Source organism: Ensifer adhaerens, from assembly GCF_020035535.1.
GTDB lineage: Bacteria > Pseudomonadota > Alphaproteobacteria > Rhizobiales > Rhizobiaceae > Ensifer.
In genome coordinates this window covers 1-15,492 of sequence record NZ_CP083351.1, presented here as the reverse complement: position 1 = coordinate 15,492, position 15,492 = coordinate 1, and the positions used below count along the sequence as shown (strand labels likewise).

Here is a 15,492-nt window from a genome sequence, read left to right as displayed (position 1 = left end):
CAAATTCGGAAACGACCGTCGCATGCCATGTCTGTGCTTTGTGCGCCAGTTCTTGTCTTGCTGTCATCGACGATCGCACAAGCGCAGCAAGCCGATGTGGTGCTGGCGGTCGGCACAATCACCGACGACGCCTATCCCGGCCGGGAGGCTGCTGGGAACGGTCTGGGCGATATGATCTTGACCGAGGTCGTCAACAAGCTGGGCGCCGGGGGAGAGGCCGAATGGTGCGCGGGCAGGGTCGTCGAATGGCGGCGGATCGACGAGGTGATTAAGGAACAGAAGTTTCAGCAGTCGAAATATGCTGACCCGACCACGGCGATAAAGAAGCTGGGTACCGAGGCCCCGGACTTTCTGATTGGCGGCCGCATCACATTCGGCGGCGGGAAAGCCAACTGGACGATAGAGACGAGAACCAATCCCGGCGGCGACCTTGTCGACAGCTTCTCCGGCTTCTCGGATGACGATGCGTTTCTGGACGAGGCTGCCCGGATTGCCGAACACGTGCTGGATAAGCTTTGTCCAGGTCCCTGGACGGTCTCCGGCGGCGGCGCCCGGATCAAGGTGAGCGGAACCGTGGTGAAGTTGAGCGAGCCGTTCGAGGTCGTCGGCAAGTTCCCTGGCGGCACTTCGGCTTTCGTCTACACGCCAACGTCTCGTTCCGGCGGGACTGTGGAGTATGGGCTTGCGGGCGGCGGCTTTTCAGGCGCCGGCAAAGGCACTTATACGATTGGTCCGTCAGGTGATGGATCTACACTGACGATCAAGCAAACCACGAAGGGCTGCATCAACGGCGTACCGGGTTCGTGCAAGACCAATAGCGAAGTGCTGACCCTGACCCCGGTTTCTCGCTGACGATCAAACGACGCTCCGTCAGCGCCTTCCCCAAAGCCGTTCTTTTCCGAAATTCCCGCCAAGGAAGCCCGCTGGTGCGCATTTGCCACTGAGGACGCTTGGTTTCCCATCCTCAATGCCGTCTCGAACCTGACGCGCCCCTATTCAAGATCTAAACCACGTCTACAACCATATGTTTTCTAGCGCACTCCTTATGAACACGTGTGGGAGCTGGCACAGAGCCGTTAGAAGTACAACGCCGTAGGCACAACAACGTCCGTCCGCCTCCACCAAGGCATCACCGATGGCACGCCACCATAGCCGTATCTCTAGAGCATGATCGTGCTGAATGAGGACCGAAATCTTGGCGGGGACGATTTGCCGAATGCCTCTGAGTGCACACAAAAGTCTGCAGGATTTTGCCCTTCATTCGCACGGGCAGGCTCAAAGGCTGGCACGTTCCTCATGACAACTGCCGTGATCCACGCCCGTGCGACAGAACTCGGCGCGCTCGACGCAGTCCCTACATTTGATCAACGCAGCAACCTTGCGCTGCTAACAGACGAAGACGTAGCGACACTGCAGCATCTGCGCCTGGAGGCGTGGGGGGAGATCCCGCTTCGCGCGCTTGCCTCAGACCCTCGGATATTGGACGCCTGCTTGCGACCGGCATTCCCCGGCCCTGGCCGGCGCCAGAAATTCGCCGCCCATTTGGGATCCGGCCAAACCCGCGGCCCCCCGACCCGGTGTGTCCGTAGAAGAAGGTCTGCGCGCCGCCTGCCCGCGTCGGACCAAAGGACCGCATGCCCCCGACACGACCCTTCGGCGTCTGACGAGCGGGTCGATCCTTACCCGTTAGCGGTGCTTTGCGCGGTGAATAAACCGCCCCATCAAAGCGGCTCTGCGTCTTGCGGTCCGTTCGAGCATGCGCCCGCAGCAACGAAAGAGCAGGAAAGCGGCCCGGAACGTAAGCCCCTGATCGTTTGCACCGGCGACCGTCCCGTCGATCTGCACGATCGAGCACTGCTTCTTCCGGCATTTGATTTCCGGTGGGCGGCGCCGATCCAAAGTGCCGACAATGCGGGTTGATCTTCTCGACTATGGACCGGTTCGCCCAGACCATCACGACGAGAACTCCCCTCCCCTCAAGCCGCCACAAGTGGACAGGGCCAGACTTCCGACATTGCCCCGATGCGCAATGTTTACGGACCTTCCGAAATAATGGCCTTGTAGAGCCTGTGTTCCCCCAGCCGATAGACCTATGGGCCGAATTCGATGCGGCACTCGTGACCGCTCATGAAAATTGAGATTGGGCTTGCTGACCGACGCGGCCAACCGCACCACACCCGTCACGAAGCCCTGCGGCAGTCCCTGCATACATCCCTGATGCAGCGCGCCTCTATAGCGATGCTGTGCAAAAGCCAAGGTAAGGCCTATCGACTTGGTAAAGATCGCGCGCAAACCAGACACAGCGCGGCTATGATCCAAATCTACCTTGCAATTCTGGAGCCAGACTCCACAAATGCAAGGATGATAGAACGCCAGATCACAACCACGCTGACAAATCTCCTCGACACCGATGCTGCGGTTACCCTTATAGGTCCGCACGGGGTTGGGAAATCGAGGCTCGCACTCACCCTCGCCCAAGAGCGCCCCACGATTTACCTCGATCTGGGATCGGAGGCCGACCGTGCCAAGCTCATCGAACTGGAGTTATATCTCGAGCGGCATGGAGACAAGCTGGTCATCTTAGATGAGGTTCATCGGCTGCCAAACCTCTTCCATCACTTGCATGACTACTTCGAACGTAGGCGAAGAATTGGGAGGGAGCCGGGACGGTTTCTGCTCCTAAGCCCCACGTCGATCGGCCCGCTGCAACAATTCGGTGGACTTTTGGCAGACCGGTTCGCCTGTCTTGAACTGCAGCCGATCGATGGCTTGGAAGTACCGGAGAAACTCATCAACACGCTTTGGGCACGTGGAGGATTTCCCGCTAGTCTTCTCGCCGAAAGCGACCAATCCAGCCACCGTTGGCGGCAGGAGTTCATCCGAACATATCTCGAGCGGGACATCCCGTATTTTGCTCCACGCATCTCGATCGAGACGCTCAGACGCTTCTGGAAGATGCTCGCACATCAGCAATCGAGCCTTCTCAACGCCGCTGAATTCGCCCGAGCGTTGGGCGTCGACGGCAAGACCGTTGCGCATCACCTCGACCTACTCGTCGATCTTCTCTTGGTCCGGCGCCTGGAACCCTGGCAATCCAATATCGGCAAGCGTCTCGTCAAATCGCCTCGAATTTATGTCAGAGACAGCGGTATCCTCCATGCGCTTCTCGGGTTGACGACACAGGAGGACGTTCTTGGGCACCCTATCGCGGGCGCCAGTTGGGAAGGCTTCGTCATAGAAACGCTACTTGCAGCGGTCCCTTTCGGCACCAAGGTGAACTTCTATCGAACGTCCGCCGGCGCTGAAATCGACCTACTCATAACGCCCGCCGGGCAACGTCCCTGGGCGATCGACATCACGCGCAGCCTCGCCCCAAAACTCGAAAAGGGCTTCTACCTTGCGTGCGAGGACATGGATCCCGAACGACGGCTCGTCGTCTATTCTGGCAACACGGTGTTCCCCCTCAGCCAGAACGTCCATGCGATGCCGCTGGCTGCCGCCGCCGAACTCTTGCGCGATCTCGCTTGAACGCGTCTGTGCAGCCGCTATCACGCATCGAGATCTAAGGACCCGATAATGCTGTTGAAGGCACTCCTGGCGAACATGCACGTGGGTATCCGCGAGAGGCGACCTCTGTCCGCAGCCAAGACGGAAAGCCCAAACGTGCGCATTTGCTCCCTCGCCTGCCTACGAACACGTACTTGCAAACAACTGACCACTGACGCATTTCTCATCCGTCCAGTCCTCTTAAGCGCCGACGCTTTTGCCATATGATCAAAACAACCAATATCGAACCCGTCTTTCAGCCGCAGCGCATTATCGGCTACGCCCGCGTTTCGGCAGGTGAGGAAACCAACGACACGCAACTAGACGAATTGCGCTTGGCGGGCTGCGGCCGCATTTATCAAGAGCATAGAGCAGATGCATCGAGGTCAATGCCGGTACTCTCGACGCTGTTGAAGGATCTCATTCATGGCGATGTCCTCGTCGTCGCAAGCCTTGATCGGCTTGCCCGCTCGCTTGCCGACTTGCTCGGTGTTCTCGAAGACCTGAAGGATCGCGGCATCCATTTCCGCTCCTTGGCCGATCCGATCGACACCTCGACGGAACAAGGGATGTTTGCTCTGCAAGTGCTGGGCTCAATCGCTCGCATGGAACGTACACTGGCTTCTGAACGGACGAAATCCGGTATGAATGCCGCCAAGGCACGCGGCCGCCGTGCGGGCAATCCTGGCCTGCGGGAACGTCGGCCGGAGGCGTTGCGCGCCGTATCGGCGGCTCGCGAACGGGCCTACCTGAACGAATTGGTCGCGTCCGCGCAAACGTGGCTGCCGACCGTGAAACGGCTACGTCCCGACCATAGCTGGCAAGACATTGTTCGCATTCTCACTCGAAGAGGTCACAGCTGGACTGTCGAACGTCTGCGCCGCGCGGTTCATCGGATGGTGCGCGAGAAACTCGCAGATCCGGAGCTCCTGAAGCGATCTCCGCGTCGGCCGCCAGAACATGATCTGATGCGCCTGGTCGCATGCGTCGCGATCGCCGATCCCAGCCTGTCACTGCGCGATATCGCGGCCCAATTGGACGAAATGCAAGAGCCGCCACCGGGTGGAGGGAGGAAGTGGCAGTCGTCAGCGGTCCGCGACCTCCTCGACGAGGCCAGGCGCTTCGGCCTCATCCGGTCCTGAATTTGTTGAGGTCAGGGGCTCTTCTGCTGCCTCCGTCTCGCCCATTGCGGTCGGTTTGAAGTGTGCCAGCAGAGCCTTTAGCTCAACCTCACGAACGCGTCTCGCCGCTTCCTCAGGGCTTACCCAATCAAACACGCGCTGCCCACGTTCCTTGAAGACCTTGTCCGTCTTCGTGACCTCGATCTCGAACACATCTACGACACAGGGAACGACCTTGCCGTCATCCAACTCTTTCAAATAGGTGTAGCACCCAACAGCTGAACTGTTCGAACGGCCGCTCACGCCGGCTTCTTCCAAAGCTTCAATCTCCGCCGATTCATGAGGCATCTTCTTCTTCACCGGCCAACCCTTCGGAATGATCCAGCGCCCGCTCTGGCGTGAGCTGATGACCAGGATCTCGACTTCCGAGCACCCGTCCTTTTGCCGAAAGCACAAAGCTCCGTATTGCTGGCGAAAGGGCTTGGCGAACAGATTCTCCGGATTCCGAGCAAGCTTCTGAAGGAGTTTCTGATCTTTGACTGGTTTCGGCGTCCGCCCATTCTTCACTGGATTACCGTCCTTCGCTGCGCTCACGACGACACGTTTGGCCGACTCCCAAGAGGACCGGGACCAGCCCGGAATGTCGCAAAACTGACGAGATGAGATTGGGTTCCTCCAAATGCGGACCGCCCATTCGATTGAGTTCTATGTGCCACTTTGTTCGCACGCCATCTCCCGATCGATTGCCGTTCTTTGCGGCGCCTCCTTGTGCGTGCCAGTGTCTGAGGGCTCTTGGCGGTTCGGATCCCTACGTGCGACCGTTCCAAACTCTTGACTGCGCCGGCGTGTGGACTAAGGCGGGACCACTCGTACGGGAAACTGTTTACACATTTCAAAAGTTGCCGGCAGGCAATATCGACAAGTTAATGTTTATTTTCAATGACTTATCCATTCGTTACGTTGACAAAGCGTAGGGCTTTTTAGGGACGCCCTTGATGGTTTCAGAGCCCGGGGCCGTAACTCGGCAAGAAGAGAAGACAACTTTCCCAACCAACTCTCCGACTCCAGGGCCGCACGAACGCCACTAACCTTCAGTTGCCGGCCGGCAATTTGTCCAGATTCTTTCACAAATTCAATCTGTTGACGCTGTGCGTGGAAAGTATCTTTTTTGGCTTACTGCCAGGAACGTTGGGGAACATTCTGTCCGCGGGAAGGTTTCAACCAATGATGCCAGAGACCCACGAGAGACGAAACAAATGGCGCCCCGCACATTCTGGAAAGGTTATCTGAAGCTATCGCTCGTGACTTGCCCGGTGGCACTAACGCCGGCCATCAGCGAGAATGAGAAGGTGCGCTTTCACACGCTGAATCGCAAGACAGGAAATCGCGTCGAATCGCGATATGTCGACGCGGTGACTGGCAAGCCCATCGACGAGGCCGACGAGGTCAAAGGCTATCAACGCGGCGAGGATGATTATGTCGTTTTGGAAGACGAGGAACTTGACGCCGTTGGTCTGGAAAGCACGCGCACGATCGACATCGACATGTTCGTTCCCGCCGACAGCATCCAGTGGCTCTGGTATGACCGCCCGCATTTTCTGGTCCCCGACGATCCAGTCGGCGAGGAGGCGTTTTCAGTTATCCGCGATGCAATGGTCGCGACGAAGACAGTCGGTATTTCGCGGGTCGTGATGTATCGCCGTGAACGGGCGGTCATGCTGGAGCCCAGGGGCAAGGGACTGATCCTATGGACGCTGCGCTATGGCGGCGAAGTGCGAGGGGAGGGGGAGCTGTTTGAAAACAACGCCAACCCCAAAACGGACCCCAAATTGCTTGAGCTCATCACGACGCTCATCGAAGAACGCAGTAGGCCTTGGAACCCGGAAATGGTGAGCGACCCCGTGCAATCCCGTCTGCTGGATATCATTGCGGCCAAGACGAAGAAGAAGCAAAAGCAGCTGCCCAAGGAAAAAGCTCCCGAAGAGGCGGGCTCGGGCAACGTCATCAACATCATGGACGCCTTGCGCAAGAGCATTGGCGCGGAGCCAAAGAAAAAGGGCGGTCGCTAAGATCAACGCCGAGCCGTTTCATTGGCCCGGCGGTACGACACGATATTTGTATCGGTCGCGGATGTAGCGGTTGAAGAACCGCCCCTTGGAAAACGCCTGGAGAAACTCCTCGTATGTCTCGGGCGGCACGTTATCATATTCGTAGCGATTCGCAGTCGTCTGCAACCAGACGAAAAGTGTGCGCGTTTGCGGATCATAACCCGTTTTCCTGATCAAATTGGACGGCATCGACGCTCCAATCAACGGGCTTTGAATTGATTGCTCTTGCTCGGCAACCCAGCCGCGGCCGCACGAAAATCCTCCCAAGGATCGACGCTCAGGCTTGAAAGCCGAATGGGAGTATTTTCCACCGTGAAATAAGCTGGCCCGACCACGGTATCCAACTCATCCCAAGACAAGGGCACTGATACAGGCGCGCCTGACCGGGCACGTGTCGAGTACGGGGCAACGGCTGTGGCGCCGCGCTGATTGCGCAGATAATCGACGAGGATCTTCCCGCGCCGTTTCGACTTTGTAATGGTTGAGACGAACCGCTCAGGCGTCTCAGACGCCATGCCATCCGCGATTGCCTTGGTAAAAGCCTTCACGTCCGGCCATGTGGCTTTCTGCTTCAAAGGGGCAACCACGTGCAGACCTTTGCCCCCAGACGTCTTCACGAAAGCAACCAGGCCGGCCTTCTCAAGCCTATCGCGGGTTTCAAAAGCCGCTTCAACCACCGCCCCCCATGGCACGTCCTCTCCCGGATCGAGGTCCATGATGATTCTGTCTGCCTTTTCCCAGTTTGCGACCGTTGAGCCCCATGGATGGATTTCGAGAACCGCTGCCTGGACAAAGCCAATCAGCCCGTCGAGATCCCAAATGCTGATCGATTTCTCATCGGCTGGATTCTTGGGATCATTGACGAGCACAATCTTGGGGCTGAGGCCCTTCCAGGCGTGTTTTTGAAAGAACTGCTGACCGGTGATGCCGTTCGGACACCGCACCAAGGCAAGCGGCCGTCCAACGATATGAGGAGCGATAAACCTCCAAACATCGGCGTAGTAGTCTGCAAGGCCTTCTTTCGTCACGCCCTTGTCAGGCCAATAGAGCCGATCGGGGTGGGTGAGGGGCACGGTGCGGCGCGACGGCTTCGCCTTGGGGGAGGGGCTCTTACTGACTTCCAATGTGACGGCACTGGCGGGCTTGTCTTCACGAAGGCCGCGGAATGATGCATGGCGGAGATGACCATCGGCTGTCCACGCTCTGAACTCGACCTCGGCGACGAGATCCGGGCGCACATATCGCACCTGGCGCGCTTCCTCCGAGCTCAGGCGCTCGGTAAACGGGCTCGCGGTGGTGCGCGTCGGTTCGAGTCGGCGATAGAGATCTGTGGCGACCGTCGCAGTGTAGCCCGTGCCGACGCGACCGACGTGGCAAAACTTCCCGTCGTCATAGGCGCCGAGAACCAGGGATCCGATTGCCTTGTTTGCAGTCGTCGACGGCACGAAGCCGCCAATGACAAACTCCTGCCGGGACGAACACTTCGATTTGACCCAGTTTTTGTTGCGCCCGGATCTATACGGCGCATCGCTTAGTTTGGAGACAATACCCTCAAGGCTCAATCTACAGGCGTGCTGCAGGACGAGACCACCTTCCTCTTCGAAGTGGTTGCTAAACCGAACGCGATCTGAAGCGCCGCCCAGAAGCTCTGCAAGAAGTTGCTTACGTTCAATAAGGGGGAGGGCGCACAGATCGCAACCATCAAGATGCATGAGATCGAAGGCGTAAAAGACGAACCTCTCGCTCCGGCCTTCGCTGAGGTCGGTTTGAAGTGCCGAGAAATCGGAAGCGCCGGAACCGTTCTCGACAACCAATTCCCCATCGATGAGGGCAGCTGAGGAGGGGAGTTCCTTCATGGCTCCCGGAAGCGTCTCCCCAAACTTTTTTGTCCAATTGAGACCCCCTCTGGTCGTGAACCTGACGTCGTCTTGATCAATCCTGACCTGAAGCCGGTATCCGTCGAACTTGATCTCGTGCAGCCAGCGTTTGCCCGCCGGCGCGTTCGCTACAAGCGTCGCCAAAGACGGCTCGACAAAAGCGGGGAGGGCAGCCGCTTTCACACCGCCCATCCTGGCGAGACCAGACAATGAGGCCTTGGGCGAGTTGCGTACCGCGTGCACGGGGCCGGCTGCTTTCTCCCTTTTCTTCTTTGTGATCCTGCCCGTCTTTGATGACCAGCCCGGGGCTTCATCAGCAACATCCTCGATCTGACGACCGGTCACGACGGACTCCGGGCGCTCCTCAAGAATATCCGATTCGGTTTTCCCCCGCGCATTTTCATCGTCCCCTTTGATAAGGAGCCAATTTTCTCGCTTCTCGCGCGGCTTCCCAGCCATACGAACGAGGTGCCACCGACCACCAAGCTTCTCGCCATGCAGCGCAAAGTCGAGATGTCCCTTTTTCAAGCCACGTTTTGCGTCACCGATGGGCTCCCAGGTACCGCGATCCCACACGATGACGGTACCGCCGCCATATTCGCCCTTTGGAATGGTGCCTTCGAAGTCGCCATAATCGAGAGGGTGATCCTCGACATGCACCGCGAGGCGCTTCTCACCGGGAATGAGGCTCGGTCCTTTCGTGACGGCCCAGCTTACAAGAACACCCTCCAGTTCCAGCCGGAAGTCATAGTGCAGGCGGGTAGCGTCATGTTTCTGGATGACAAAGCTGTGTCCTTGCCGGCGCGCTTTTCGCCCCTTGGGCTCACGCGTCGCTTTGAAATCTCGCTTCTTCCTGTACGTCTCAAGGCCCATGCACTAGCTCGCCTTCTTTCGTGGCGTCGCCTCCTTGGCAGTCCGGCCGTGCGTCCTCTTCGAAGCCGTGCCGGCCGCCTTTGACGTCTTTGGCGTCATGCCCGCGCTCTGGCGCAAGGCCTCCATCAGATCGACGACTTTTTCGCGTTTCGGCTCCTTACGCGGTTCAATCTTCTTGCCCTCGAGCTTGGCCTTCACCAGCTCACCAAGGGCCGTTTCATACCGATCGTCAAACGCGCTCGGATCGAACTCGCCCTTCTTGGTCTTGATAATGTGCTCCGCGAGCTCCAGCATCTCGCCTTTGATCTTCATGTCGGGAATTTCGGCAAAGGCGTCGTTGACCGATCGGACCTCGTAGTCAAAGTTGAGCGTCGTTGCGATCAGCCCATCGTCATAGGCGCGGATCAATAGAGTGCGGACACGACGGAACAGTACGGCCCTGGCTATAGCCGCCACCTGTTTTTTCCGCATCCCTTCGCGAAGGAGGGCATAGGCTTCATTTGCAACTTTCGTGGCGGGCGCAAGATAGTAGGGTTTGTCGAAATACAGGTCATCGATCTCACCGCAGGTAACGAAGCTTGAAACGGAGAGGGTCTTGTCACTCTCAGGAACCGCCGCGGCGATCTCATCCGGTTCAAGCACGACGTATTCGCCAGACCCGAGTTCGTAGCCCTTCACCTGCTCGTCCTTTTCGACCGCCTTGCCGGTGGCGGCGTCTACGAATTCCCGACGTACTCTGTGACCTGTCGCCCGGTTGATCGTGTGAAACGCAATTCGATCGGATGTCGAAGCCGCTGTGTAGAGTGCAACCGGGCAGCTGACCTCCGCCACCTTCAAGAAGCCTTTCCAAATTGCCCTCGGTGCCACGGCGTACCTCATCATACTTCGGCCGCCGCCAATCGCGGCGTCTTGATACGATGTCGAACGTAGCGATACGCTGTTTGTTCCGATTATCTCCAGGAAGCGACCACGGCCAACTGCGCAATCGTCTGTGTGTCTCTAAAGGTGTGGCACCGCCGCGGTCCTCGGGCGAAAAATCGGCTGAGAAGACGCCAGGCGGTAAAAGTTTTGCCTGACGTAATACGATGCGAGCAAACCCTCTGTTGAAGACGGTATTTACTTCCTTTTAGGAAGCTCACCAGACTCGAAATCGCTCCGCCGACGATAGGTGCATCGGAAGAGATGACGAAACGAACTCTCCGGACCATCTGGTGAAAAGTTCTCAAAAAATCCGAGTCGGTGCACGATGTACGCCCGTTTCGAACCGCAACACATTGAAAAGTGACGCCACAGGATGGTGTGGCTCCCACTCGTCAGACTGGAAGCCGACAAGGGCATAGCGAAGCCAGTCATTCGGACAGGCGGCTTACGAACTATCGTCAACCAAGCGCGTTCAAATTCAGGAGCTCGGCGACACGCATTCCCGCCGCTGCCCATAGCAGAGCCGAAAGCGGTTGTATTTGCGGTATGAGCGATAGCCCAGGTACCCATTTGCAGTAGTCATGCCGTGGAGTGGCTCGCGCCGGTATCCAGCATAGCAGCGCGAGTGCGGCGGGCCTCAATAACTCCTCCCGTTTTTCGAGGACCAGTTGTACCATCCGCGGATCCGTGCGTCCCAAGGACAGGTAGGACATCGGCACTGCCTAAACCAGTACCGCTATCATCGCCGTCGCGAGCGCAACAAATACCGAACCAATTCCTTTCATCGCCTCATCCAAAGTCCGTCGATTTTCAACCTGCATCGTCCGCGAAACTCAACTGAACATCTGCCGGCTGCGAAATAGCCAATTCTCCTTCGCCTTCTCATTCATCAGCAATTTGCCGGTCTGCGAACCATCGCTCAAGAATTTGAACCGAACGGAGTGGCTTTTGAGCTGACACACGCAGCGTCGCCGAGGAGGGGAGGGGGCGCAGCCTTGTATCAATTCCCGTACTTGCTTGTGCACGAGCTAAGCGCGTGACTGCCTTTTCAAAGAAAAGCCGCACCCTTGATGAACCTGAGGTTTCTCAGAGGGCGTGACGACTGTTGTAACGTCACTGGTGCCGCGACCTGCGCTCTCCCGATTGCAGCTCTTCGGACAAGCTGTCGTTCCGGAGCGTCACACCGTTGGTCGACATTCGTCCGGCACGCTGAACCAGGGTTTCCAACCTCATGTCTCATCTCGCTAAGCCGACCAAAGTCGGGAGCATTGCCTTTCATTGACGCCAGCCTCGCCATCCAGATCTGGTTTATGCTCATCGAGAACGACCGGTTTTTGGGGAGCTCAGTCGAGGGCAGCTATTCCTTCGTCGCCTACCTAACTGTGCTCCCTCCGCACCTGGCCGATATGCTGCCGCCATCAAGAGGCTATTCGATGATCGCCGCCCCTTGACCGCAAAAGCGCCATCAGCACAGGCCCCAGCGAAAACTCACCGCGCCGCGCTCTTGCTGTCAGATCGCGCAGATATCCCCCGGCCGAGTTGATATGCCCGGCCCGCTCGAGAATGCATGCCATCACGACGGCTGCATTTTCCGGTCCCATAGTTTCACAGGCATCTTCATAGGCCGAGGGACTGACCGCCAGTGTGGTCCTCACCACCACGGCCGCTTGCATCAGGTCGCGCCAACTCCCGATCGTGCCGCCTGGGCCATAGTCGGCAATGGTCGGGCAGGCCTGCATGACCATCCCCAACGGGAACGCCTTCATCGGCTCGCTCGGCGGTACGGCCGTCTTGCTCGGCTTCGCCCCCAGCTCGTTTCGAGAGCTAGGTTCAAGTTCATAACTAGATTCGGGGTTTGAATTCTGTTTGTGCCGCTCAGTCTGATCAGGATTGCCGCTCAAATTTTGAGATTTTACGCGCATTTCCAGCAGGTTGGAGACTTCTTCCCTCAGCATCTCCAGTTCTTCGAGGATCGGTGCTATCGCGGTTGCCGTGGCGACACGCGGAATAGAGACCACCAGGCTCCGATAATGCTCATGGATTGCCTGCCAATCGCCCCGAACACCCTGGTCGAGAGCGACCTCAATCAGCTTGCCGATGTCACGGCGGCATATCGTGAAGCGTTCCCGAAGGCGACGCAGCCGCAACCGTTCCATCTCGATCTCTGCGGCCATTTGCTCGATCTCTCGAGCCCGCGACAACAATGGAGCAAGCGAAAACCCGTAGGCCTCGTCAATGGAACCCGCCCCATCCTTGCGGGCGTAGCGCTTGCCGTTGGGGCTGTCTCGACGCGAAAGCAGGCCGGCGTCGACAAGGGCTGCGATGTGACGCCGCAACGTTGCTTCGGCCATGCCGTGAGCACGCAGCGATAGCTGCATGTTCGACGGAAACACGATGAGCCCGTTCTCTTCAGAAAGGGTCGTTTCCGGGTAGAAGCTCAAGAGAGCATTCATCACCGAAAGAGCACGTTCGCTGATGCCGAGCCTCGGCTTTGCCTCGCAAAGCGCGCGGAACAGCTTCCACTTGTCGGCCGATGTCTCGGGCGCGATGTCACGCGACATGTATTGGCTTGCCAACATGCCGAGCGTCATCGACCGCCGCCCGAAGGGCGTCGTCACATTCCCACCTTGCATCCTCTTTCACCTACTTTCAGGCAAAAAACGTCCGCTCACCCGTTCCGGTGCCAAATACTCTTGACTGTGATTCGTGGAAATGCGATTCTCAGGCTGCTAAACGATGAGAGAGGCTTCCACGATGGTTACCGTCTGGGGGCCTTTTTCTTTTGCGCGTTCAGTTTTCCTTCACGTCATTCGCTGCCAGGAATTCGGCATAGAGCCGATCGAGGTTTTCAGCGAGATATTGCCCGAACCGGCCAGCATTCTTCGATTTCATCGATAGTTCGAATGCCTTGCCGGAGTTCGAATATTGAGCTGAGACGGCCTTGTCGCTCGTCTGCCAGCTTTCCTTGGATTTCAGTGATACCTTCTTGACCGGTTGCCCAGACGTATTCAGCGCCTTGAAGAGCGCGTTGAACCGCTCGTCGCTTTCAAGTGAGCCGAAGCCCGGGTCGGTGACGATGTCGTTCACCTTGTCTGCATTTGTGGCTTTGCCGACCAGAAAGGACAGTTCGAGCCAGCGATCGCGTCCCGTCGCGGGTGCCGCACCGATCTGCTCGATGACGGCAAGCGGCACGCGCTCCGTCACGCTCATCATCTTGGAGACAGCGGTCTTGTCCGCTGCGAGCGCCGAAGCGATCACGCCGCGGTCGTAGCCCAGCCCCTCCAGGCGCGAGGCAAAGCTCGCACGCTCGATGAACGAGAGGTTGGCACGGGCGGAGTTTTCCTGGCCCTGCGCGATGACGTGCGCTCGGTCATCGATTGCCTTGACGACTGCCTTGACCTTGCGGCCAAGTTCGCGCGCCACACGCGCACGGCGATGGCCGAAAACGATCTGATAGCGGCCGGACACGGTCGGGTGAGGCCGAACCAGGATCGGTGTATCCTGGCCGCGTTCGCCGATGGCCGCTTTCAATTCCTCAAATTGCTCGCGGTTGTCGGTCAAACGATCAGCGACGAAGGATCCATCAATCGTCGAAGGGTCAAGCTCGACGACGACTTCACCCTCAAGGAACTTGTCGGCTTGCTTGGAGAGTTCGTCGAGCGAACGCACCATGCTCTTCGATGCTCCGCGCATCGGATAGACCGGCGCGACATCCGCTTGCTGGATTTCCGCTGCGTCTACCAGTCCCGCCAGTAGATTTTTTCTCGCCATCTGCCTGCTCCAATTCCCTTAAATCGACTGCGTGTCGCGGCTCAATTTCTCTCAGCCGGCCACTTTCCGCCCCCAGGACGCATGCACGAGTTCCGCAATTTCTGCATTGACTGCATTTAACGATTCGATCGCACGCTCATAGGTCGAACGCGTCATTTGGGCTTTGTCGACCTCATAAAGCGTCTGCTTGGTGATCCCGGCATCCGAGATCGCTGTCGATTTCAGCATCTGGTTCTTCAGGACGAACTGGTGGAACAGGGTTTGCATGAAACCAACCATTTGGGCCTGTGGCCCATCCGTCGGCTCATAGCGCGTGATGACGTAACGATACCACTCGAGATTGACCGCAGCGCCTGCCTCGCGGATCGGTTTCAGGATACCGCCCAGCATCAGCAGGAACTGCCCCATCGACATGACGTCGAGCATCTGCGGATGGATGGTGACGAGCACGCTTGTCGCAGCAGTAAGTGCGGTGATCGTCAGGTAACCCAGTTGCGGCGGGCAGTCGATGATGACCACGTCGTAGCGATCTTCAACCTCTGCAAGCGCGCGCGAGATGCGCGTGAAAAAGGTCTTGCCGTCATTCGAACTCTTGTTCGTCATCGCAAGCGGCGTGTCGTATTCGAATTCCTGCAGTTCGAGGTTCGCCGGTACGATATCGAGACCCGGAAAATTGGTCGGCAAGATGATGTCCGAGATCGACCGCCGCTGATCGTCATAGCGGATCGCTTCGTAAAGAGATGGCGTCAGATCGAGCTCAGGCTGGAAGCCATGAAGCGAGGACAGCGAAGCCTGCGGATCGAGATCAACAGCCAGGACACGATGGCCCGTGAGCGCCATGTATTGCGCCAGATGTGCTGCCGTCGTGGTCTTGCCTGAACCACCCTTGAAATTGACGACCGCAATAATTTGCAGCTTCTCGCCGGCGCGCCGGTGCGGCACGTAATTACGCGCTTCCGAGCGACCATGCTGGTCAAGATGCTGCCGCAATTCCTGCATTTGCTCAGCGCTGTAGGAACGCCTGCCCGAGGACGACGTCTGCGGGACAGGGCCTTTTCCCTCAAGATGGAGCTTCTTCAGCGTGCTTTGCGAAACGCCAAGGAACTCAGCGACTTCCGATAGGGAGAACTGGCGCAGCAGTTTCTTGGCATTCGGCGGGAACTGCTGCATGCTCAAGAGGTGCAGCTTCTTCGAAATCAGATCGCCCTGTTCGAGGATCAGATCCTCGAAGTGCATCGATTGCACCGGAGCCAAGGATGGCGAATTAGCGTTCAT

At 57.9% G+C, this 15,492-nt stretch carries 11 protein-coding genes; 4 read left to right on the top strand and 7 right to left on the bottom strand.

What is annotated here, in order from left to right:
• Positions 1–57 precede the first annotated feature (57 nt).
• From LAC81_RS34630 to LAC81_RS34620, 3 genes are all read left to right on the top strand, one after another.
• Entirely contained in the window at positions 58–852 is a 795-nt protein-coding gene (locus LAC81_RS34630; RefSeq protein WP_223730749.1) for a hypothetical protein, read from the top strand.
• 1,509 nt (positions 853–2,361) lie between these two features.
• Complete coding sequence (locus LAC81_RS34625) at positions 2,362–3,528, top strand: ATP-binding protein (RefSeq protein WP_223731027.1); 1,167 nt, start codon at positions 2,362–2,364, stop codon at positions 3,526–3,528.
• Positions 3,529–3,770: 242 nt separating this feature from the next.
• On the top strand, positions 3,771–4,688 hold the full coding sequence (locus tag LAC81_RS34620) for a recombinase family protein (protein WP_223730748.1): 918 nt from the start codon (positions 3,771–3,773) through the stop codon (positions 4,686–4,688).
• On the opposite strand, the gene LAC81_RS34615 is transcribed toward LAC81_RS34620, so the two are convergent.
• Positions 4,632–5,261, bottom strand: a complete 630-nt coding sequence (locus tag LAC81_RS34615) for an NUDIX hydrolase (RefSeq protein ID WP_419195926.1) — start codon at positions 5,259–5,261, stop codon at positions 4,632–4,634. The two genes, LAC81_RS34620 and LAC81_RS34615, sit on opposite strands and share 57 nt — an antisense overlap.
• A 662-nt stretch (positions 5,262–5,923) precedes the next feature.
• On the opposite strand from LAC81_RS34615, the gene LAC81_RS34610 reads away from it, so the two are divergent.
• Complete coding sequence (locus LAC81_RS34610; protein ID WP_223730747.1) at positions 5,924–6,736, top strand: Ku protein; 813 nt, start codon at positions 5,924–5,926, stop codon at positions 6,734–6,736.
• 18 nt (positions 6,737–6,754) lie between these two features.
• Here the strand turns inward: LAC81_RS34610 and LAC81_RS34605 are convergent, their stop codons facing one another.
• The 6 genes from LAC81_RS34605 to repA all read right to left on the bottom strand — a co-directional run bounded on the left by LAC81_RS34605 (position 6,755) and on the right by repA (position 15,492).
• Complete coding sequence (locus LAC81_RS34605; protein WP_223730746.1) at positions 6,755–6,964, bottom strand: KTSC domain-containing protein; 210 nt, start codon at positions 6,962–6,964, stop codon at positions 6,755–6,757.
• 11 nt (positions 6,965–6,975) lie between these two features.
• Positions 6,976–9,525 (bottom strand): DNA ligase D, encoded by a 2,550-nt coding sequence (ligD, locus tag LAC81_RS34600; RefSeq protein WP_223730745.1) that lies wholly within the window; start codon positions 9,523–9,525, stop codon positions 6,976–6,978.
• 3 nt (positions 9,526–9,528) lie between these two features.
• Positions 9,529–10,392 carry a Ku protein gene (locus LAC81_RS34595; RefSeq protein WP_223730744.1) on the bottom strand — a complete coding sequence of 288 codons (864 nt, stop codon included), beginning with the start codon at positions 10,390–10,392 and terminating at the stop codon, positions 9,529–9,531.
• Positions 10,393–11,864: 1,472 nt separating this feature from the next.
• A complete protein-coding gene (gene repC / locus LAC81_RS34590; protein WP_223730743.1) occupies positions 11,865–13,079 on the bottom strand; it encodes a plasmid replication protein RepC in 1,215 nt (404 codons plus the stop codon).
• A 157-nt stretch (positions 13,080–13,236) separates the two neighbouring features.
• The gene (gene repB, locus LAC81_RS34585; protein ID WP_223730742.1) at positions 13,237–14,217 is read right to left on the bottom strand and encodes a plasmid partitioning protein RepB; all 981 of its coding nucleotides are present in this window, start codon (positions 14,215–14,217) and stop codon (positions 13,237–13,239) included.
• 51 nt (positions 14,218–14,268) lie between these two features.
• Complete coding sequence (gene repA, locus LAC81_RS34580) at positions 14,269–15,492, bottom strand: plasmid partitioning protein RepA (protein WP_223730741.1); 1,224 nt, start codon at positions 15,490–15,492, stop codon at positions 14,269–14,271.

What these genes read in the sequence shown, in the direction of transcription:
- repA (WP_223730741.1), bottom strand. Translation starts at nt 15,492, where the DNA reads ATGAACGCTAATTCGCCATCCTTGGCTCCGGTGCAATCGATGCACTTC.
- LAC81_RS34605 (WP_223730746.1), bottom strand. Translation starts at nt 6,964, where the DNA reads ATGCCGTCCAATTTGATCAGGAAAACGGGTTATGATCCGCAAACGCGC.
- LAC81_RS34625 (WP_223731027.1), top strand. Translation starts at nt 2,362, where the DNA reads ATGATAGAACGCCAGATCACAACCACGCTGACAAATCTCCTCGACACC.
- repC (WP_223730743.1), bottom strand. Translation starts at nt 13,079, where the DNA reads ATGCAAGGTGGGAATGTGACGACGCCCTTCGGGCGGCGGTCGATGACG.
- ligD (WP_223730745.1), bottom strand. Translation starts at nt 9,525, where the DNA reads ATGGGCCTTGAGACGTACAGGAAGAAGCGAGATTTCAAAGCGACGCGT.
- LAC81_RS34620 (WP_223730748.1), top strand. Translation starts at nt 3,771, where the DNA reads ATGATCAAAACAACCAATATCGAACCCGTCTTTCAGCCGCAGCGCATT.
- repB (WP_223730742.1), bottom strand. Translation starts at nt 14,217, where the DNA reads ATGGCGAGAAAAAATCTACTGGCGGGACTGGTAGACGCAGCGGAAATC.
- LAC81_RS34610 (WP_223730747.1), top strand. Translation starts at nt 5,924, where the DNA reads ATGGCGCCCCGCACATTCTGGAAAGGTTATCTGAAGCTATCGCTCGTG.